General features: G+C 41.4%; 28 protein-coding genes. 18 read left to right on the top strand and 10 right to left on the bottom strand.

The window, feature by feature from the left end; translation table 11 throughout:
- Positions 1-197: 197 nt before the first annotated feature.
- The gene (gene zwf / locus MKP07_RS06150) at positions 198-1,442 is read right to left on the bottom strand and encodes a glucose-6-phosphate dehydrogenase (protein WP_262919172.1); all 1,245 of its coding nucleotides are present in this window, start codon (positions 1,440-1,442) and stop codon (positions 198-200) included.
- A gap of 2 nt (positions 1,443-1,444) precedes the next feature.
- Positions 1,445-1,723 carry a hypothetical protein gene (locus tag MKP07_RS37825; RefSeq protein WP_262919171.1) on the bottom strand — a complete coding sequence of 93 codons (279 nt, stop codon included), beginning with the start codon at positions 1,721-1,723 and terminating at the stop codon, positions 1,445-1,447.
- Between the two features lie 240 nt (positions 1,724-1,963).
- On the opposite strand from MKP07_RS37825, the gene MKP07_RS43645 reads away from it, so the two are divergent.
- Positions 1,964-2,554: an IMP dehydrogenase gene (locus tag MKP07_RS43645; RefSeq protein ID WP_240845834.1), complete on the top strand. Its 591-nt coding sequence runs from the start codon at positions 1,964-1,966 to the stop codon at positions 2,552-2,554.
- Positions 2,548-3,459: an IMP dehydrogenase gene (guaB, locus tag MKP07_RS43640; protein WP_240845832.1), complete on the top strand. Its 912-nt coding sequence runs from the start codon at positions 2,548-2,550 to the stop codon at positions 3,457-3,459. Before MKP07_RS43645 ends, guaB begins: the two co-directional genes overlap by 7 nt.
- Positions 3,460-3,573: 114 nt before the next feature.
- Here guaB and MKP07_RS06135 read toward each other — a convergent pair whose 3' ends face one another.
- Genes MKP07_RS06135 through MKP07_RS06125 form a run of 3 tightly spaced genes read right to left on the bottom strand, consistent with a single transcriptional unit; the run spans position 3,574 to position 6,162 of the window.
- Positions 3,574-4,323: a LytR/AlgR family response regulator transcription factor gene (locus MKP07_RS06135; protein ID WP_240845830.1), complete on the bottom strand. Its 750-nt coding sequence runs from the start codon at positions 4,321-4,323 to the stop codon at positions 3,574-3,576.
- The gene (locus MKP07_RS06130) at positions 4,298-4,501 is read right to left on the bottom strand and encodes a hypothetical protein (RefSeq protein ID WP_240845828.1); all 204 of its coding nucleotides are present in this window, start codon (positions 4,499-4,501) and stop codon (positions 4,298-4,300) included. Before MKP07_RS06130 ends, MKP07_RS06135 begins: the two co-directional genes overlap by 26 nt.
- 8 nt (positions 4,502-4,509) lie before the next feature.
- Positions 4,510-6,162: a sensor histidine kinase gene (locus MKP07_RS06125; protein WP_240845826.1), complete on the bottom strand. Its 1,653-nt coding sequence runs from the start codon at positions 6,160-6,162 to the stop codon at positions 4,510-4,512.
- A gap of 115 nt (positions 6,163-6,277) precedes the next feature.
- Between MKP07_RS06125 and MKP07_RS06120 the strand changes: the two genes are divergently transcribed.
- Positions 6,278-6,556 carry a SelT/SelW/SelH family protein gene (locus tag MKP07_RS06120; protein WP_262919170.1) on the top strand — a complete coding sequence of 93 codons (279 nt, stop codon included), beginning with the start codon at positions 6,278-6,280 and terminating at the stop codon, positions 6,554-6,556.
- A gap of 34 nt (positions 6,557-6,590) precedes the next feature.
- Here MKP07_RS06120 and MKP07_RS06115 read toward each other — a convergent pair whose 3' ends face one another.
- Positions 6,591-7,085 carry a GIN domain-containing protein gene (locus MKP07_RS06115; RefSeq protein ID WP_240845824.1) on the bottom strand — a complete coding sequence of 165 codons (495 nt, stop codon included), beginning with the start codon at positions 7,083-7,085 and terminating at the stop codon, positions 6,591-6,593.
- Positions 7,046-7,309: a hypothetical protein gene (locus tag MKP07_RS06110; RefSeq protein ID WP_240845823.1), complete on the bottom strand. Its 264-nt coding sequence runs from the start codon at positions 7,307-7,309 to the stop codon at positions 7,046-7,048. Before MKP07_RS06110 ends, MKP07_RS06115 begins: the two co-directional genes overlap by 40 nt.
- 126 nt (positions 7,310-7,435) lie before the next feature.
- Here MKP07_RS06110 and guaA (MKP07_RS43635) point away from each other — a divergent pair, with 126 nt between their 5' ends.
- The 3 genes from guaA (MKP07_RS43635) to MKP07_RS06100 all read left to right on the top strand — a co-directional run bounded on the left by guaA (MKP07_RS43635) (position 7,436) and on the right by MKP07_RS06100 (position 10,302).
- Positions 7,436-7,981, top strand: coding sequence for a glutamine-hydrolyzing GMP synthase (gene guaA, locus MKP07_RS43635; protein ID WP_262919169.1), 546 nt, complete (start codon positions 7,436-7,438; stop codon positions 7,979-7,981).
- A gap of 8 nt (positions 7,982-7,989) precedes the next feature.
- Positions 7,990-8,970: a glutamine-hydrolyzing GMP synthase gene (gene guaA / locus MKP07_RS43630; protein WP_262919168.1), complete on the top strand. Its 981-nt coding sequence runs from the start codon at positions 7,990-7,992 to the stop codon at positions 8,968-8,970.
- Between the two features lie 165 nt (positions 8,971-9,135).
- A complete protein-coding gene (locus MKP07_RS06100) occupies positions 9,136-10,302 on the top strand; it encodes an ABC transporter substrate-binding protein (RefSeq protein WP_240845821.1) in 1,167 nt (388 codons plus the stop codon).
- Here MKP07_RS06100 and MKP07_RS06095 read toward each other — a convergent pair.
- Together MKP07_RS06095 and MKP07_RS06090 are read right to left on the bottom strand one after the other, a co-directional pair.
- The gene (locus MKP07_RS06095; protein ID WP_240845820.1) at positions 10,299-10,514 is read right to left on the bottom strand and encodes a hypothetical protein; all 216 of its coding nucleotides are present in this window, start codon (positions 10,512-10,514) and stop codon (positions 10,299-10,301) included. The genes MKP07_RS06100 and MKP07_RS06095 overlap by 4 nt on opposite strands.
- A gap of 5 nt (positions 10,515-10,519) precedes the next feature.
- A complete protein-coding gene (locus MKP07_RS06090) occupies positions 10,520-10,906 on the bottom strand; it encodes a hypothetical protein (protein WP_240845818.1) in 387 nt (128 codons plus the stop codon).
- A gap of 99 nt (positions 10,907-11,005) precedes the next feature.
- Here MKP07_RS06090 and MKP07_RS06085 point away from each other — a divergent pair, with 99 nt between their 5' ends.
- From MKP07_RS06085 to MKP07_RS06050, 8 genes are all read left to right on the top strand, one after another.
- Positions 11,006-11,338, top strand: a complete 333-nt coding sequence (locus MKP07_RS06085) for a hypothetical protein (RefSeq protein WP_240845816.1) — start codon at positions 11,006-11,008, stop codon at positions 11,336-11,338.
- Between the two features lie 285 nt (positions 11,339-11,623).
- A complete protein-coding gene (locus MKP07_RS06080) occupies positions 11,624-11,956 on the top strand; it encodes a lipopolysaccharide biosynthesis protein (RefSeq protein WP_240845814.1) in 333 nt (110 codons plus the stop codon).
- A gap of 7 nt (positions 11,957-11,963) precedes the next feature.
- Positions 11,964-12,503: a polysaccharide biosynthesis C-terminal domain-containing protein gene (locus tag MKP07_RS06075; protein WP_240845812.1), complete on the top strand. Its 540-nt coding sequence runs from the start codon at positions 11,964-11,966 to the stop codon at positions 12,501-12,503.
- A 277-nt stretch (positions 12,504-12,780) separates the two neighbouring features.
- Positions 12,781-13,026, top strand: coding sequence for a hypothetical protein (locus tag MKP07_RS06070; RefSeq protein ID WP_240845810.1), 246 nt, complete (start codon positions 12,781-12,783; stop codon positions 13,024-13,026).
- A complete protein-coding gene (locus MKP07_RS06065; protein WP_240845808.1) occupies positions 13,011-13,289 on the top strand; it encodes a helix-turn-helix domain-containing protein in 279 nt (92 codons plus the stop codon). Before MKP07_RS06070 ends, MKP07_RS06065 begins: the two co-directional genes overlap by 16 nt.
- A 160-nt stretch (positions 13,290-13,449) precedes the next feature.
- Positions 13,450-13,563: a helix-turn-helix domain-containing protein gene (locus MKP07_RS06060; RefSeq protein WP_240845806.1), complete on the top strand. Its 114-nt coding sequence runs from the start codon at positions 13,450-13,452 to the stop codon at positions 13,561-13,563.
- A 46-nt stretch (positions 13,564-13,609) separates the two neighbouring features.
- The gene (locus tag MKP07_RS06055; protein WP_240845804.1) at positions 13,610-14,089 is read left to right on the top strand and encodes a hypothetical protein; all 480 of its coding nucleotides are present in this window, start codon (positions 13,610-13,612) and stop codon (positions 14,087-14,089) included.
- Entirely contained in the window at positions 14,061-14,756 is a 696-nt protein-coding gene (locus MKP07_RS06050) for a DNA topoisomerase IB (RefSeq protein ID WP_240845802.1), read from the top strand. Before MKP07_RS06055 ends, MKP07_RS06050 begins: the two co-directional genes overlap by 29 nt.
- On the opposite strand, the gene MKP07_RS06045 is transcribed toward MKP07_RS06050, so the two are convergent.
- Positions 14,710-15,180: a response regulator gene (locus MKP07_RS06045; protein ID WP_240845800.1), complete on the bottom strand. Its 471-nt coding sequence runs from the start codon at positions 15,178-15,180 to the stop codon at positions 14,710-14,712. The genes MKP07_RS06050 and MKP07_RS06045 overlap by 47 nt on opposite strands.
- A 169-nt stretch (positions 15,181-15,349) precedes the next feature.
- On the opposite strand from MKP07_RS06045, the gene MKP07_RS06040 reads away from it, so the two are divergent.
- The 4 genes from MKP07_RS06040 to MKP07_RS06025 all read left to right on the top strand — a co-directional run bounded on the left by MKP07_RS06040 (position 15,350) and on the right by MKP07_RS06025 (position 17,040).
- Positions 15,350-16,000, top strand: a complete 651-nt coding sequence (locus tag MKP07_RS06040; RefSeq protein WP_240845798.1) for a ThiF family adenylyltransferase — start codon at positions 15,350-15,352, stop codon at positions 15,998-16,000.
- Positions 16,000-16,353: a hypothetical protein gene (locus tag MKP07_RS06035; protein ID WP_240845796.1), complete on the top strand. Its 354-nt coding sequence runs from the start codon at positions 16,000-16,002 to the stop codon at positions 16,351-16,353. The genes MKP07_RS06040 and MKP07_RS06035 overlap by 1 nt, the downstream gene beginning before the upstream one ends.
- 217 nt (positions 16,354-16,570) lie before the next feature.
- The gene (locus tag MKP07_RS06030; RefSeq protein ID WP_240845794.1) at positions 16,571-16,798 is read left to right on the top strand and encodes a hypothetical protein; all 228 of its coding nucleotides are present in this window, start codon (positions 16,571-16,573) and stop codon (positions 16,796-16,798) included.
- Positions 16,777-17,040, top strand: coding sequence for a hypothetical protein (locus MKP07_RS06025; RefSeq protein ID WP_240845792.1), 264 nt, complete (start codon positions 16,777-16,779; stop codon positions 17,038-17,040). Before MKP07_RS06030 ends, MKP07_RS06025 begins: the two co-directional genes overlap by 22 nt.
- Positions 17,041-17,073: the final 33 nt, after the last annotated feature.

Here is a 17,073-nt window from a genome sequence, read left to right as displayed (position 1 = left end):
AGAAAGGAAAGCAAAATGTCTCATCGGCAGTAGTTTAGAAAACTAAGTTACAGATGAATAATAAAGTTATTTTGTTAAAAATATTTCCGGAGAGGTTTGTAGTGAATGCTTATCTGCAGGTGCAATAACCCAGCGAAAAATAAAAATGGCAGCAACTTTTTCGGTTGCCGCCATTTAATATCTTACAAAGTAAACTTTTAATGCTCTTTTTTACCGGGAGGTAATGTGATCCAGTTTCTGCCGTCTTTAGCGATCAGTGCTTCTGCATCTTCTGGTCCCCAGCTTCCCGGGGCATAGTTAGGGAAATCCACCGGCGGGCGTTTTTCCCAGGTGTCCAGAATCGGCTCAATTACTTCCCAGGCAATTTCTACCTGGTCGCCACGCATAAACTGCGTAGGGTTGCCCATCATAGCATCTAGCAGTAAGGTTTCATAAGCCTCGGGCTGTGGTTCCTGGAAGGTTTCATTATAGCTGAATACCATGTTTACCGGATTCAGCGACATTGTTTGCCCGGGACGCTTTGCCTGGAAACGCAACCGGATATCCATTTCGGGTTGTATGCTGATAGTGAGCCTGTTTGAGCGCCAGGTTTCTGATGCTTCCGGCGGGAAGGCATACTTAGGTCCTTCTTTAAATTGTATGGTGATCAGGGTGGTTTTTTCCTTTAAAAACTTACCGGTACGCACGTAAAAAGGTACACCCTGCCAGCGCCAGTTGTCTACATAAAACTTCACTGCAGCAAATGTTTCAACACCAGAATTAGGGTTTACACCTTTCTCATCACGATAGGCTTTTTCTTCTTTACCCTGCATCCATCCCTGCGAGTATTGACCACGAACCGCGTATTTTTGAACATCTTCTTTTTTGATCTTGCGGATCGCATTCAGTACATCCGATTTCTTATTGCGAATTTCATCGGCATTAAAAGATACCGGCGCTTCCATAGCTACCATGCATAATAACTGTAAAATATGATTCTGCACCATATCGCGCAACGCCCCCGAACGCTCGTAATAACCGCCACGGTCTTCCACACCCACTGTTTCCGACGCAGTGATCTGTACATGATCGATATAATTACTGTTCCATAACGGCTCAAACAAGGCATTGGCAAAACGAAGCGCGAGGATATTCTGTACCGTATCTTTTCCTAAATAATGGTCGATGCGATAGATCTGGCTTTCGTCAAACATATCCGTCAACAATTTATTCAGCTCTTTGGAACTCTTCAGGTCATGCCCAAAAGGCTTTTCTACAACAATACGCATGCAATCTTTCGATTTATCTAATTGCAGGCCATGAAGGTTGGTCGTGATTTCAGGAACCAGCTGCGGCGCGACGGCCAGGTAGAAAATTACTTCTGCAGCATTGCCCCACTCAGCTTCATATTTGTCGATAATTTCTTTAATCGGTTCATAAGATGCAGGCTGGTCCACATCCATTCTTAAATAAGAAATATGTTCGGAAAAGTCTTCCCAGCTACCGGGAGGGTTTTCTTTACGACGGAAAATTCTTTGATACCGCCCAATAAATGATCTCTGAACTTATCGTTACTATAATCCGTTCTGCCGGTGCCTATAATGGCAAATTTTTCCGGCATCAGTCCATCTATACATAAATTGAATAAGGCTGGAGTTAGTTTGCGTTGGTTAAGGTCGCCACTACCACCAAAAATAAAAAGGATGGTAGCTTTGGGCTTTCTGTTTTCTAAATCTCTTTGCATGCTAAAGGTTTTACTCTTACTAAAGAGTGTATCAACACGTTGTTATCCGGCAAATGTAGGGTAGATGTTCGAGAATATAAAGCCTATATAAAAGATGGACAAAAGCCTGACAAATGCCTGTCGCTTTTCAAACGATTGAATAATAAACAAAGTAGAAGCCATAAGGTTGTTGCGGGACTGAATTAAGTGTAATCTTCATTTTCGATTTTCCAGTTTATTGTCATTCCCTTAATTTTGCACATGGCAACAAGAAATAATTCTGCAGCAACTGCAAATTCCCCCAAAATAGCATTAGAAGGTTTAACGTTTGACGATGTACTGTTGGTACCGGCTTACAGCGAGGTGTTACCAAGAGATGTTGACATACGTACCCGTCTTACAAAAGATATAACGCTAAATACCCCCATTTTATCAGCGGCAATGGATACCGTTACCGAAGCGGCATTAGCAATAGCAATGGCACGCGAGGGCGGATTGGGCATACTTCATAAAAATATGAGCATTGAGCAGCAGGCTGCCCATGTGCGCAAGGTAAAAAGAAGTGAGAGCGGTTTGATTTTAGACCCTTTGACGCTTTTGGAAGATGAAACGATTGGTGATGCGTTGAGGTTGATGAAAGAGAACAAGATCGGAGGCATACCTATTATAGATGGCAATCACAGGTTAAAAGGTATTCTTACCAATCGTGATCTGCGTTTTGAACAAGATCCTTCCAGGAAAGTGAAAGAAGTAATGACCAGCGAAAACCTGGTTACAGCCCCGGCTGGCACCGATCTTAAAAGGCAGAAACAATTCTACGCCAGCATAAAATTGAAAAGCTACCTGTGGTAGACAAGCAGGGGAAGCTGGTAGGATTAATTACTTATCGCGATATTTTGCAGGTAACCAGTTTCCCTAATGCCATAAAAGATTCTTTTGGAAGATTGTTAGTAGGTGCGGGCATTGGAATTACTGCCGATGTGCTGGATCGCATCAGTGCCTTGCAGACTGTTGGCGTTGACCTGGTGGTATTAGATAGTGCACATGGTCATACAAAAGGCGTAATTGATGCCTTGAAGAAAGTGAAAAAGAATTTTAAAAAGCTGAATGTGGTAGCCGGAAATGTAGGTACAGCAGCTGGCGCCCTGGCGCTGGCCGAAGCGGGCGCTGATGCAGTAAAAGTGGGTATTGGTCCGGGTTCTATTTGTACCACGCGTATTGTGGCCGGTGCAGGTATGCCTCAATTAAGTGCCATTATGGAAGCGGCCAAAACCCTTTCTAAAAAAGGCATTCCATTGATTGCTGACGGTGGTATCCGTTATACAGGAGATATGGTTAAGGCTTTAGCGGCAGGAGCGGATTGTGTGATGATGGGAAGCGTATTTGCCGGTACGGAAGAAAGCCCGGGCGAAGCGATTATTTTCGAGGGTCGTAAGTTTAAATCTTACCGGGGCATGGGCTCCCTGGGTGCTATGGCTACCGGAAGCAGCGATCGTTATTTCCAGGATCCGGAAGATGATGTAAAGAAATTTGTACCCGAAGGTATTGAAGGGCGTGTGGCTTTTAAAGGCTCTCTAAAAGAAGTTATTTATCAATATGTAGGTGGTTTACGTGCCGGTATGGGCTATTGCGGAGCAAAGAGTATCGCTGATCTGAAGAAAGCTCAGTTTGTGCGTATTACAAATGCGGGCATGAACGAAAGTCACCCGCATGATGTGGTGGTAACAAGAGAAGCACCGAATTATAGCAGGAAGTAGCTGATTAGTTAACTCGTTGAATGGTTGATCTGTTGATAATAGTATTCTGGTCAACAGATCAACCATTTTTAATTAACCGGCATAGAATAGTACGTTTTTATAAAGGCGGTGTAGTTAAGGGCTTTTTGCAAGCGCCAGCTTCACCATATCTTTTTTGGCTTTTGAAATAGGAATTTTTTCGCCGTCCTGCATCAACAATGCCCCGCTATCTTCTCTTAGCATGCTTTTGACGAAAGATATATTAATCAGGTGACTTTGATGACACCGGATAAAACCCTGTGTGTTAAAAAGATCGTCATACTCTTTTAACGATTTGGACACCAGTATTTTTTCTTTATTTTTCAAGTAGAACCAGGTGTACGAATTGGTAGCCTCACATCGTACGATATCGTTGATTTCAATATAACGGACCTCATTTCTTAAGGGTAGGGCAACTTTGCCCGGCACTTTGTCTTTCTGAGTGATATACTCCATCAGGAAATCGAGCTGCGTATTCTTTTTCTTTTGTTTTATTTTTTCAGAAGCCTTGTCAACAGATGCTTTTAATTCGGCTATATCTACAGGTTTCAGTAGATAATCCAATGCGGCAGATTTCACAGCCCGAACCCCATATTGATCGTAGGCCGTTACAAAAATTACTTCAAAGTTCTTTTCTGTTAACCGGGCCAGCAAATCAAACCCGGTTTGTTTACCCAGAACTATATCCAGGAAAACCACATCCGGCTTTCGGGTATTAATAATATTGATCGCCTCGTCAATGTGATCTGCTGTCGCAACGATATTGATATCGGGGCAATGCCTTTCCAGGAGAATCTGCAGGTTTTCGATATTATGGGGCTCATCGTCTACAATTATGGCGTTCATGATAACCAGTTTTTAGAATGATGATTGCGGTGGTGCCGGTAGTTGTAGCTTCAATAGAAAAGTTCAACGGTGTATTTTTATAAATAGTATTGGATAAAGATACCCGGTTTTGGGTGAGCTCCAGCCCTTTTCCGGTAGCAGTTTTTTCTGTATCAAAACCATCACCATTATCGGTCACTTTTAAAATTAAGTTCTCACCGCTTTTTGAAAAGCTGACCTCAATGAGACCGTTTTTTTCTTATCAACGATACCATGTTTTACCGCATTTTCTACCAGCGGTTGCAATAGCATAATGGGTATTAATGTATCCTCGCTAAGCTTATCATCTATAGTAATATTATATTGAAACCCAAATCGAAGTTGCTCCATTTTCAGGTAGTCATCCAAAAGGGCAGCTTCGTCAGCCAGGCTCACCTGGTCTTTATCTGCATCGTCCAAAACCCTTCTGGTTAGTCTGGCAAACTTAGAGAGGTACTCGTTGGCCGTATCAATTTCATTTTTATTCATCAATGTTTGAATGCCCGAAAGTGCATTGAAGATAAAGTGAGGATTAAGCTGTGATCGTATGGACTGTAACTGGCTTTGGGCCTGCTCTCCTCTTCTTTGTATTTTTTCGAACTTTAGCCTGCTTCTATACTTGCTTAATATCATAAAGAATAGTACGAGGAGTGTTAACGCGATAGCCGTAAAAACTATGAAGCTGATACTTACCTTAATACTTTGATTTTTGTCGGGCAACACAGTGAGATCATAAACAAATTTTTTGTCGGGAAACTCCTGTTCATACATCCCGGTTTTGTTGGCACGGTCACTTCTTTTCACTATAGCAAAAGGAACAAACTCAATTTTATAATCACCTGGTTCCTGCCACAGGGCACGGGGAATATTTACTTTTTTGTTTTGTCTGCCACCTATCAGAATACGATTTTCTTTACCATTTTCTTTTTTGACAAGATACACATTGGTCGAAACGGCTGGATTGTTGTGAGTGGTAAGGCTTATATCAACCAAAGAATCTGCAGCATAAATGATTGTATGCTGCGCATTGGCAGTACTGACGAAGTTCGACCTTTTTGCTTCTTTTTCTAAACTATACTGCGGGAAATTTCTTTTATAATCTGGGTTGATGCCAATCACACCGGCATCAAAAATGCCGCGGAGTTGTTTTACTTGATACCTGATCGTGCCTGATATGATTGGTGTTTGTATCTTCACCCATTCTATCAGTATAGAAGAACGATCTGCATAATTTTTAGTATTGTAAATCTCAATTTTTATCTGTTGCCCTGGGCCTCCTGAAAATTTGCCCAGGTAAGCAAATGAAAATTTACCATCACTGGTTTTAATAAACTGGTCCGGTTTTTTCCAGGGTACAATTTCTTCCTGGTCATTTTTTATTACATGATACCTGTAGCTATGTGCATTCGTTTCGTCGAGGAGCACATCCGCTAATTCTACATAAGCGCTTCCATTAACAAGAAACCCCCGCCCTTTTATTTCAGATACATAAATTTCATCATTATTGTTCTCAAAAGAAGCCACAACAGATTTGGATGGGTCGCCAAAACTCCAGAAAGCTCCGTACCATTTCTTTTCATGATCTATTGTTATTAATTTTTCGTACAGGTTCGCATTAGCTTTTTCCTGTGCAGTTGCTGATCGTATATCAACAATACCTTTCCCATCGTATTTCAGGTAGGGCAACGACTTTAAATTTTGGTCATTACGCTCCAGATAAACAGGACCGATGCGGATAAAATCCTGCTTTTGCGCCTCGACCAACATGGAAACGATTAATAGCTGCAGCAGTAAAAAATATTTTATGGGCGTGAACTTCATATTTATTAGTTTTCACAAACCTAAAATGAATCAACTTTGGGTACAAGATATGTTTAGTCAATATATAATCTGATTTAGAAAATGTCTATATCCGGCTAGAATTTAAATTTACATCATGAAACCAACCATCACCATAGAATATTGCCCAAAATGCGGCTGGATGTTACGCGCCGCCTATATGGCGCAGGAATTCTTAACCACTTTTACGGATCATATTGAAGCAGTTATACTAAAACCTGGGACTATTAGCGGTGTGTTTGCTATTTCTGTAGATGATCAATTAGTGTTTGATCGCAAGGCCAATGGTGGTTTCATAGAGATTAAGGAGTTAAAGCAACTCCTGCGGGATAAAATAAACCCAGGCATGAGCCTGGGGCATTCTGATAAAAAATGATATTGCATTAATAGTGCTGTCAAAAGTCATCTCCTTAATCCTTTCCCACGCTGCTGGCCCCGCTAACATCCTGCGTAACCTGAGGGTTGCCTTTATATTTAACTGAGCTGGCTCCATGCGATCTGGCATTCAATTTCAAACTACTAAATACACGTACCGTGCTCGCACCGGAGGCTTCGACGTCAGCATTTTCTGATTTCAGATCAAAGGAATTAATCGTGGAGGCTCCGGAAGCACTGGCCTTTATATCTTTACATTCTCCATCTACCGTTAATGTACTGGCGCCGGATGCTTCTAATTCCACCATGGGCGCCCTCACCGAAATATTACCGCTTGATGCGCCAGACAGGTCAAATGCTATCTTTTTATCCTGTGCAAATTTGCCCTCCGTATGCAATTGAGCGGCTCCTGAAAGATCAACTTTGTCCAATAACGGTGCGGCAATATATACTTTTACTTCACCGCTGGCATCCAGGTTAATATTGTCCTTCACATCCACCTCCAACGTATTGCCATCGTGTACCTGCACATCCAGGTAGGAAAAAGATTATCATCCGTTTCGATTTTTACGCTGTAATCGTTTGCCTGGGTTATGTAAACCTCCATGCTCGAGCCCAGGTCGAGATTGGAGAAGTTTTTCAGATCATAGGTTTTCGTGGTAACCTTCCCACTGCCTTTAATGCGTTTGCTGTCAATAATATTGCAGGAGCTGATTGCCAAAACAGTTATTAATATTAAGCCTAAGTATTTCATACCATCTGTTTAAGAGTTATCGAAAAGTGTTAAGATATTTATTATTTATAAAATCGAATCTAAATTGAAAAACTTGCCTTGGTTGATCGGGTTGGAATCTCAAATTAATATTACCTTCGCCGCATTATGACGGAAAGGATACTTATTCTCGATTTTGGTTCTCAATATACCCAACTTATTGCAAGGGCAGTACGTGAAGCCAATGTTTACTGCGAAATTATACCCTACTCAAAACCATTCGAAATCGATGGCAATTTAAAAGGAATTATTCTTTCCGGCTCGCCGTTTTCGGTAAACGACCCAAATGCACCTGTTATCGGTATAAAAGATATCGTAAAGGACCTGCCTGTACTGGGTATTTGCTATGGAGCTCAACTTACTGCCAAAAATTATGGCGGACGAGTGGAAAAAAGCAGCAAGCGGGAGTATGGTCGCGCTTCCATGACAGTAAACGACGAAACCGATGTGCTCATGCACGGCGTAAGCGTTAAAAGCCAGGTATGGATGAGCCACGGAGACAGTATACTGGAATTGCCCGAAGGATTTGAAGTATTGGCTACTACAGACAGTATACCCGTAGCGGCTTTTAAGAACAAACAAGATACTAATCCTTTATATGGTCTCCAGTTTCACCCCGAAGTATATCACAGCACCGAGGGAAACAGATCTTAAAAAACTTTTTGGTAAATATCTGCGGCTGTGCACAGGATTGGACACCCGCGCATTTCGTTACCGATACCGTTGCGGCATTAAAGCAGCAAATTGGTGATCGCCAGGTAATAATGGCGCTGAGTGGCGGGGTAGACAGCACGGTAGCGGCTACTTTGATTCATAAAGCTATCGGGGATAAGCTATACGGCATATTTGTTGACAATGGCGTATTACGTAAGAATGAATTTGAGGATGTATTAGAAACATATAAACAACTGGGGCTGAACGTTAAAGGTGTTAATGCCAGCCAGATGTTTTATGACGAATTGAAGGATAACGCTGATCCTGAAGCCAAAAGAAAGATCATTGGCCGCTTATTTATAGAGGTATTTCAACAGGAAGCCGCCAAACTGGAAAATATTGAACTATTGGGGCAGGGAACCATCTATCCGGATGTGATAGAAAGCGTTTCGGTACATGGCCCTTCGGTAACCATCAAATCGCACCACAATGTAGGTGGGTTACCAGCCACTATGAAAATGGAGCTGGTAGAGCCGCTGCGTTATCTGTTTAAAGATGAAGTTAGAAAAGTGGGCCGTGAATTAGGCATTCCCGCAAACCTTATCGATCGCCATCCTTTCCCGGGTCCGGGTTTAGCCATCAGGATATTGGGAGAAGTAACCGAAGAAAAAGTAAGACTCTTGCAGGAAGCCGATCATATTTATACCAATGCCTTAAAGGAAACAGGATTATATGCAACGGTTTGGCAGGCTGGAACGATCTTGTTACCGGTAAAAAGCGTAGGCGTGATGGGTGATGAGCGTACTTACGAATTCACGGTGGCATTGCGTGCGGTGACCAGTGTGGATGGTATGACGGCAGACTGGGCGCATTTACCTTACGATTTCCTGGCCGATGTAAGCAATGAAATCATTAATAATGTACGTGGTATAAACCGCGTAGTGTATGATATAAGCAGTAAGCCTCCTGCCACTATTGAGTGGGAGTAACAAATAAATAGTATTGTTGATTTTGCGGGATTGCATGTTTTTTGCTATTTCCCCCTGATGCAGGTGCATAGGCCAGCCGGGATAAACCTGGTTCGCATTGTATCTTGTGCCTGTAAGCAGGTAAGAGATAGGATGTGCGAAGGCCACAAACTAATAAATCCTACCATGAAGAAAACGCTTCTAAGTTTTTTAACGCTTGTTGTAGTTTTTTCAGTTTTCGCACAGCCGGTTTCTAACGGTGTGCGGCATAAACTGGCAATATTTACACCTCTTTATATTGATGAGGCTTTTGATAATGTGGGCAGCTACAAATATTCAGGCAAAACTTTCCCCAAATCTTCTATCAATGGCCTGGAATTTTATCACGGGGCTGCGCTGGCCATCGACTCATTGAATGCATTGAATATACCATTAGATGTATATGTATATGATTCAAAGTCGAAAAGGGAAACCCTGGAGCAGCAATTCAGCAAATGTGCGGCCGATGGAGTAGAGCTTATCATAGCCAACTGCAGCCTTACAGAATTGACTACTTTGGCCAGGCTGGGCGCCGATAAGAAAATAACGGTACTGAATGCGACTGTTCCAAATGATGCCAATGCTACCGACAATCCATATTTTGTAGTATTGAACCCCACTATACAAACCCAGCTGGAAGGGTTGTACAACTACATGAAGAAAAGCTATGCGGGCAAGCAGGTAACCGTTCTTACCCGTAAAACAAGTTCAGATGCCTATATCCGTTCGGTATTGGAAACTTTAAATAAGTATTATAAAGATTCTGTAAAGATCCGTTTCCAGGAGGTAAATGATGATATAGCATTAAAGGCATTGGGGGCAACTACGCAGCCAACGCAGGCTGGTTTATATGTGGTAGGTTCGCTGGATACAGAGTTTGGCGGTAAAATTTTAAAGCAATTAGCGGGAAATATAAAAAACTTTGCGTCGGTAACTGTAATAGGTATGCCTACCTGGGAAAACATCGGCGTTGCAAAACCGGAATATAAAGGCATTGATATTGTTTATTCTACGCCATTTTTTAACCCCAAAACAGATGCTACCAGCCGGTCTATTACAACTTATTACAGCAAAAAGATGTACGCACAACCCAGCGATCTGGTTTTCAGGGGTTATGGGCTTACATACCGCTTCGGTCATTTATTAAACCGTTATGGAAAAGATATTAATAAGAAGCTGGCCGGATCAGAATACAGAACCTTTTTCGATATGGACATACAGCCTGATTACCTGAATGGTAAAATAAGCCACTACGAAAACAAAAAATTGTATTATTTAAAGTACTTCAATGGTACTTTAAAGGCCGTTAACTAGTTTATTTTAGCTTTAAGATCGTCCAGCAGCATTTTTTGGGAAGCAATTATTTTTTGCTGGGTTTCCTGTTTGGTTTTATTCGCCTGCAGTTGCTCTTCCAGTTCTTTTTGCGTTTTTTGAAGGTCAAAAAGCGCGTTTTCCTCATCCACCAGTATCGACTCCTGCTTTCTTATTTCCATAATATCATTGCTGCGTTTTACGTTTCCCGCCATCTTCTCTAAAAAGATTTACCGCGACCGGAAAGTTCCGAGGCGCCTTCTATATCTCCCGAACCATGCATTACTAAATACAGGGTGGTTTTGGGATCTGTTTTTTTGCCGTTTCCCTCCAGCTTAAAATAATAGTCCAGCTTACTTTTGCTCACTTCATCTATTACAACATTTGGATAAAACCGGAAGGATTCTTTTGTCAATGTTCCGGTTAATTGTTTATCAGCAAATTTTGCAAGCAAGGCATTTTCTACAATAGCCTCCGGGTAATCATATACCATGACCAAAGCCGGCTCTTCCGTTTTGCCATTTTTTACTTTTCCTTCAAAAGCCTGAGCCGAAATATTGGTTGCCCACATACCTAATCCTGCTAATATTGCCAGTTGCTTCAACATAAAATGTATTTGAGTTAGATGAATGATCTGTGACAAAGGTATATTAACTCGTTGTTTTATTTTAAGTACTTTAAATTTGCATCAATAATTTTTTATCGTTTGAGCGGCATTAAGAAACTGGCAGGACAAACTATTTGGTATGGAGTAAGTTCTATAGCAGCAAGGTTTATTAATTACCTGCTGACCCCTTACCTGATTTTAATGTTGGGTAAGGTTTTGTATGGGGAACAGTCTCTTATATATTCCTATATCCCTTTCATGAATGTGATTTTTACTTATGGAATGGAGACCGCCTTTTTCAGATTTACACAAATACAGGATAAAAAAACGGTTTTTAATACCTCCAGCATTTCATTGCTTTCCTCCTCCCTTTTGTTGTGTATGTTGCTGATTGGGTTTCACGTACCGCTCGCCCAAAATCTTAATGGTTGAGGCGCATCCAGAGTATGTTCTTTTAGCATCGGGCATTATCTTCTTTGATGCCCTGAGCGCTATTCCCTTCGCAAAACTCAGGCTGGATGGCAAACCCAGAAAATTTGCATTCGTTAAGATATCCGGGATTCTCGTAAATATGGGATCGCTTTATTTTTTCTGAGCATCTGTCCCCAAATAGCCAAAGCGAAACCGGATAGCCTCATTGCTTTTCTGTTTGATAAGGAATGGCTGGTAGGATATGTTTTTGTTGCGAATCTTATACAAAGCATTGTTACCCTGCTTTTGCTTTCTAAAGAGTTCTTTAGCTTTAGTTTTAAATTCGATAAAATTGTTTGGCGGCAATTGGTATTATATGGCCTCCCGATAATGATTGCAGGCTTTGCCGGCATGATCAATGAAACCTTTGATCGCATTATGTTAGGATGGTGGGCTCCTGTTACTTCAGAAGACGCTGCAAAGGCAGAAGTGGGAATATATTCGGCCTGTTACAAACTATCTTTATTAATAAGCTTATCTGTTCAGGCATTTCGCATGGGAGCAGAACCGTTTTTCTTCAAACAATCTACCAGCGAAAATGCACCGCGTACTTACGCCCGGGTAATGAAGTTTTTGTAATAACACTATGCCTGATGTTTCTATTCGTTATGCTGTACCTGGACGTATGGAAATATTTTATAACCGATCACCCATGTGGGTAGGCCTGAAAGTTGTTCCCGTATTGTTAATGGCAAACATGTTTTTGGGCATATACTATAACTTAAGTATTTGGTACAAACTCGGAAATAAAACTATTGCGGGAGCCTATATAACCTTGATAGGTGCGGGCGTTACAATATTAATAAATTATTTATTTATTCCGGTTTACAGTTATGTTGCCTGCGCCTGGGCCACCTTCGCCTGTTACGGTATTATGATGATTGTTTCTTATGTCTGGGGGCAGAAGAACTACCGTATACCCTATGCTAAAAATAAGCTCATTGCCTATATCATCATCGCTGTAATAGGCTATGTGATTCATTATTTCGTAAAGGAGCAGTTTCCGTTGTTCTGGGTTAATTACGGAGTAGCAACACTGATATTCCTGCTTTATTTCTTATTTATTCTGCGTGTTGAAAAGAGAGAATTTGCTCAATTACCTGTCATAGGAAAGTTTTTGAAATAGCCTTTTCGGTAATCGCTCAAATAGTACTAATTTTCGTATTCTATTTAAAGCCTGCTATAAAAAAGGCGGTGACAAATCATTCTCGTATGAAAACGATCTATATTTTAGTACCGGAGCATGCCGTATTGCAGGCCGTGGCCGACCCCAATATTGCTTTAACACCGTAAATGAGTTTCTGCAGGTAAGCGGCAACGGACCTCTTTTCGATATTAAGCTGGTAGGCGCCCATAAGCAGGTACAATTTAGTGGCAACCAGTTTTCGGTAACAGTTGATCAGTTGCTGGAAGAAACCGGAGTGGCCGACCTGGTTATAGCACCCGCACTTTTTGGAGACATGGAGAAAGCCGTAGCGGCCAATACTACAATGATCAAATGGTTGAACTGGCAATATCAGGAAGGTGCAGAAATAGCCTCTTTATGTGTCGGTGCTTTTTGCTGGCTTCTACAGGTTTGCTTAACGGTAAAAAATGCAGCACCCACTGGGGATATACGAACGCATTCAGAGAAATGTTTCCCGAAGTGATATTGCAGGATGGCTCTATTGTTACTGAGCAGAATCGTATTTATACCAGCGGAGGCGCTACTTCGTACTGGAATCTTTTGCTGCACCTGGTAGAAAAATATACCGACCGGCAAACCGCTATCCTGGTGTCCAAGTATTTTGCAATTGATATCGATCGCAGCAGTCAATCTGCATTTGCCATGTTTACCGCTCAGAAAAATCACAATGATGAAGAAGTTAAAAAAGCGCAGGACTATATTGAAAAAATATTGAGGAGCGGCTAACGATCGACGATATTGCAGCATTTGTAGCGCTGGGCCGCCGGAGCCTGGAGCGCCGTTTTAAGCAGGCTACCAGTAATTCTGTATTGGAGTACATACAAAGGGTGAAAGTAGAAGCGGCAAAAAGAGCTTTGAAAGCAGTCGTAAAAATATCAACGAGGTAATGTATGATGTAGGATACACCGATACCAAGGCTTTTAGAACCACTTTTAAAAAAATTACCGGCCTTACTCCTATCGAGTATAAAAACAAATACAATAAGCTGGCCGTTGCCTGATGAACGGGATCATTGAATTGGCATTCTTTTTTCTATAGATAATTTGATGCAGATAGAAGCCGCCGATATCATAGTAAACGTTTCTCCTCAAAAGCTGGTAGACGCCATTAACGATGCAAAGAAAAGCGCCAGCATAGTAAAACTTACTTATGTAAACGACACTGAAGAAGGGATCGTTAGAATAAAGCATGGTAAATCCTTTTCCTACAAAAAAGGCAGTAAAAAAGTAACTGACCCGGATACGCTTTCCCGCATCCGAAGCCTGGTTATCCCACCGGCCTGGCAAAATGTTTGGATCTGCAGTCTCCGTAACGGGCATCTCCAATGCACCGGCCTGGATGTAATGGGCAGGAAGCAATACCGTTATCATCCGCTTTGGAGCGCACTACGGAAAGAAACAAAGTTTTATCGCCTGCTTCAATTCGGTCAGGCCTTAAAAGTATCCGTAAAAAGCTCTCTTTACATTTATCTGATCGCAGCCTTTCCAGGCAAAAGTGTTGGCTGCGGTTGTAAGTGTAATGGATAAAACCGGCATTCGTGTAGGTAATAGTGTCTATGAGAAGCTATATGGATCTTTTGGTCTGTCTACTTTAAAAGATCAGCACATAAAAATAAACGGCAATAAGGTTCATTTCAGCTTTCGCGGCAAAAAGGGAGTGTATCAGAATGTTTCTCTGAAAAGTGCACGTCTCGCAAAGATCATAAAGCAGTGTAAAGAAATTCCTGGTAAAGAGCTGTTTCAATATATAGATGAGTCTGGTGGCCGGCACAGTGTTAGTAGTGGAGAGGTCAACGACTACATAAAAGATATTTCGGGAGGTGAATTTACCAGCAAGGATTTCAGAACCTGGACAGGCACTGTGGATTGCATAGGGCAGTTTGCAAAAATAGGTGGATTTGAAACCCAGGCGGAGATGAAAAGAAATACGATAGCCGCAATTGATGGTGTGGCTGCCAACCTGGGAAATACAAGATCCGTTTGCAAAAGCCATTATATACACCCACTGGTATTGACTATGTATGAAGATGCAAGGCTTATGAAATATATTCAAACGGGCGGTTCCACAGAAGAAAATAACAATACTGAACTACTGGAGGCCACTCTTATGAAAATCCTGAAAAAGAAAAGATGCCGGCAAAATAAGCTCAGGAAAGCAGGTTCTGGCGTAATAAAAACTCTAATTGTTCGTTAGTAGTTATAAGTTTCTCTGTGAGCTGCTCTTTATTCTTACTATTAGTATAGATTTTTAATGCATTTTCTATAGTTTCGCGGAGTTCGTCCTCAGACCAGGGTTTTTGAACATACTTATAAACAGACCCCTTGTTAATGGCATCTATAACCGCATTAATATCTGTATAGCCCGTCAACAAAATTCTTGGTATTGCAGGATGATCTTTAATGATAGATTCAAGGAATTCGATCCCGGTTGTTTCCGGCATTCTTTGGTCTGTAATAATCAGGTGTATCGTGTTCTCGTCCAATATAGCTTTACCTTCTTTCGCAGAAGAAGCTGTAAATACATTGTATGATCTTCTGAATACAGCACGAAAAGAGTTCAGGTTATGTATTTCATCATCAACATACAAGATATTCTTATAAATATTGTTTTCGGGCATATAAAAACTATATATTGTTAAAATTCTGTTCTATATTTATATCCTGCTAAATCATCAAAACAAAACCATGCTTTTAGGCTATCAGGCTTCTGAACCATATAATAGTTATTACAAACCAGTATATTACAGATTGGCAGAGAGCGGTGGGCAAGAGAGGCTAAGAGAGCTTTTGTCAAAAACCCCCTCTATACAAATATACGATACTATTGAAAGTCAATTATCAGAATTAGCAAAAATAAATAATCCTCAAAAACAGCTCACTCCCGATGAATATAAGGTTGAGGTGAGCCGCTATCTTGATGGAAAAGATTCCAACGACTATGGTGTGTGGGTATACTATCCCTGGTCGCAGAAACTGGTGCACCTGCTCGATGAGGAAGAGTTTGTAAAAGTACGAACCAGCAGAAACCTGTATAAGATCAAACCGGAAGAACTGGAAGTGCTCAAAACTAAGAAGTTGGGTATTATAGGTTTGTCGGTAGGCCAGTCCATTGCTATGACGATTGCTACCGAGCGTATATGCGGAGCGCTGTACCTGGCAGACTTTGACACGGTTGAATTGTGCAACATGAACCGGTTAAGTAACTGCAATGTATACAACCTGGGTGCCTCCAAAGCAATAATTACAGCCCAGAAAATAGCAGAGTTAGATCCTTTTCTCGAAGTAACCTGCTTTACAGAGGGTATTACTGCTGATAATATCGATACCTTTTTAGGTGAAAAAGATACGAAGCTCGACATATTGATTGAAGAATGCGATAGTATTGATGTAAAAATTTTAAGCAGGGTAAAGGCCCGTGAAAAAGAATTCCGGTGGTGATGGATACCAATGACCGCGGAATGCTGGATGTTGAGCGTTTTGACCTGGAGCCGGATCGACCGCTTTTTCATGGTAATTTAAATGAAGAAGGTATTGATCTGACAAAATTAAAAGATCTTACAAGCCAGGAAAAATTACCAATGCTGGATGCCATGGTAAACCTGTCAGCCCTCTCAGACAGGATGAAATATTCGCTAAGTGAAATGGGAAAAAGTATTAATACCTGGCCACAGCTAGCCTCTTCTGTGGTATTGGGTGGTGCAATGGTTACTGACACGTGCAGAAGAATTCTGCTGTCAGAAACAACTAGTTCCGGAAGATATTATATCGATTTTAAGGAATTAATTAAATAAAATGCTTAGTGGAAGTAGCTATCAGAGCCTTTAAAGCCACAACAGATCCTGAAACCTGCCTCAAGTTTATTGACGGCCACAGGCGTCTTTTGGAAGCTCATTTCGGAGTTGCAAAAGTAACTTCGGCCAATACGAGCTGGATGCATCATGAAAATACTTTCGTGGTGGTGGCAAAAGCCTGGATCGTGAGAAAATATATGGAGGGGCAAGAGTTCAGGTGGCAGATGGCATATTTCCTTTGCCTATTGAAACGGCCATCGGTCAATATGACCCGGCCATTCATCAACAGGCGTCACCCGGAACTTCTGAAATATGTGGTCTCTGGAACTCGATGGAGGTGGCAGGCCTGGGTATTGGAAGTATTTTTATGGCACGTGTAGGAGTAGTGGTAGCCATGCAGCTGAATGTAGAGAAGATATTTTTTTGTGCGCCCCGGTTACTGTAAGAATAGGAAAACGCATAGGAGGCCTTGTTGAAACTTCATTAGGTGATAAGGGCGATTTCTTTTACCCTAAGGACGACTTTGTAGCTACTGCGATGGTTATTAACGATAGTAAGACACTTGTTAGTGCTGATGAAAAAGAACGTAAAAAGATTTTTGAATTATTTGCCAATCCCATACAACGAGGTATAACAGAAACAGGACCAAAGGGTGAACTTCTGGTGGATTATTTATTAAAAGTATAAGTACCCCTCTAATGCGTATTTATTTTTTCTCAT

The organism is Paraniabella hibiscisoli, assembly GCF_022512515.1.
GTDB classification, from domain to species: domain Bacteria; phylum Bacteroidota; class Bacteroidia; order Chitinophagales; family Chitinophagaceae; genus Niabella; species Niabella hibiscisoli.
The sequence above is the reverse complement of the archived record's forward strand: the minus strand, read 5'-3'. Positions and strand labels throughout refer to the sequence as shown.

What these genes read in the sequence shown, in the direction of transcription:
- MKP07_RS37825 (WP_262919171.1), bottom strand. Translation starts at nt 1,723, where the DNA reads ATGCAAAGAGATTTAGAAAACAGAAAGCCCAAAGCTACCATCCTTTTT.
- MKP07_RS06095 (WP_240845820.1), bottom strand. Translation starts at nt 10,514, where the DNA reads ATGGCGGGAAACGTAAAACGCAGCAATGATATTATGGAAATAAGAAAG.
- MKP07_RS43645 (WP_240845834.1), top strand. Translation starts at nt 1,964, where the DNA reads ATGGCAACAAGAAATAATTCTGCAGCAACTGCAAATTCCCCCAAAATA.
- MKP07_RS06120 (WP_262919170.1), top strand. Translation starts at nt 6,278, where the DNA reads ATGAAACCAACCATCACCATAGAATATTGCCCAAAATGCGGCTGGATG.
- MKP07_RS06060 (WP_240845806.1), top strand. Translation starts at nt 13,450, where the DNA reads ATGTATGATGTAGGATACACCGATACCAAGGCTTTTAGAACCACTTTT.
- MKP07_RS06055 (WP_240845804.1), top strand. Translation starts at nt 13,610, where the DNA reads ATGCAGATAGAAGCCGCCGATATCATAGTAAACGTTTCTCCTCAAAAG.
- MKP07_RS06075 (WP_240845812.1), top strand. Translation starts at nt 11,964, where the DNA reads ATGCCTGATGTTTCTATTCGTTATGCTGTACCTGGACGTATGGAAATA.
- MKP07_RS06110 (WP_240845823.1), bottom strand. Translation starts at nt 7,309, where the DNA reads ATGAAATACTTAGGCTTAATATTAATAACTGTTTTGGCAATCAGCTCC.
- MKP07_RS06135 (WP_240845830.1), bottom strand. Translation starts at nt 4,323, where the DNA reads ATGAACGCCATAATTGTAGACGATGAGCCCCATAATATCGAAAACCTG.
- MKP07_RS06090 (WP_240845818.1), bottom strand. Translation starts at nt 10,906, where the DNA reads ATGTTGAAGCAACTGGCAATATTAGCAGGATTAGGTATGTGGGCAACC.
- MKP07_RS06100 (WP_240845821.1), top strand. Translation starts at nt 9,136, where the DNA reads ATGAAGAAAACGCTTCTAAGTTTTTTAACGCTTGTTGTAGTTTTTTCA.
- MKP07_RS06035 (WP_240845796.1), top strand. Translation starts at nt 16,000, where the DNA reads ATGGATACCAATGACCGCGGAATGCTGGATGTTGAGCGTTTTGACCTG.
- guaA (WP_262919169.1), top strand. Translation starts at nt 7,436, where the DNA reads ATGACGGAAAGGATACTTATTCTCGATTTTGGTTCTCAATATACCCAA.
- MKP07_RS06065 (WP_240845808.1), top strand. Translation starts at nt 13,011, where the DNA reads ATGTTTCCCGAAGTGATATTGCAGGATGGCTCTATTGTTACTGAGCAG.
- MKP07_RS06125 (WP_240845826.1), bottom strand. Translation starts at nt 6,162, where the DNA reads ATGAAGTTCACGCCCATAAAATATTTTTTACTGCTGCAGCTATTAATC.
- zwf (WP_262919172.1), bottom strand. Translation starts at nt 1,442, where the DNA reads ATGGATGTGGACCAGCCTGCATCTTATGAACCGATTAAAGAAATTATC.
- MKP07_RS06045 (WP_240845800.1), bottom strand. Translation starts at nt 15,180, where the DNA reads ATGCCCGAAAACAATATTTATAAGAATATCTTGTATGTTGATGATGAA.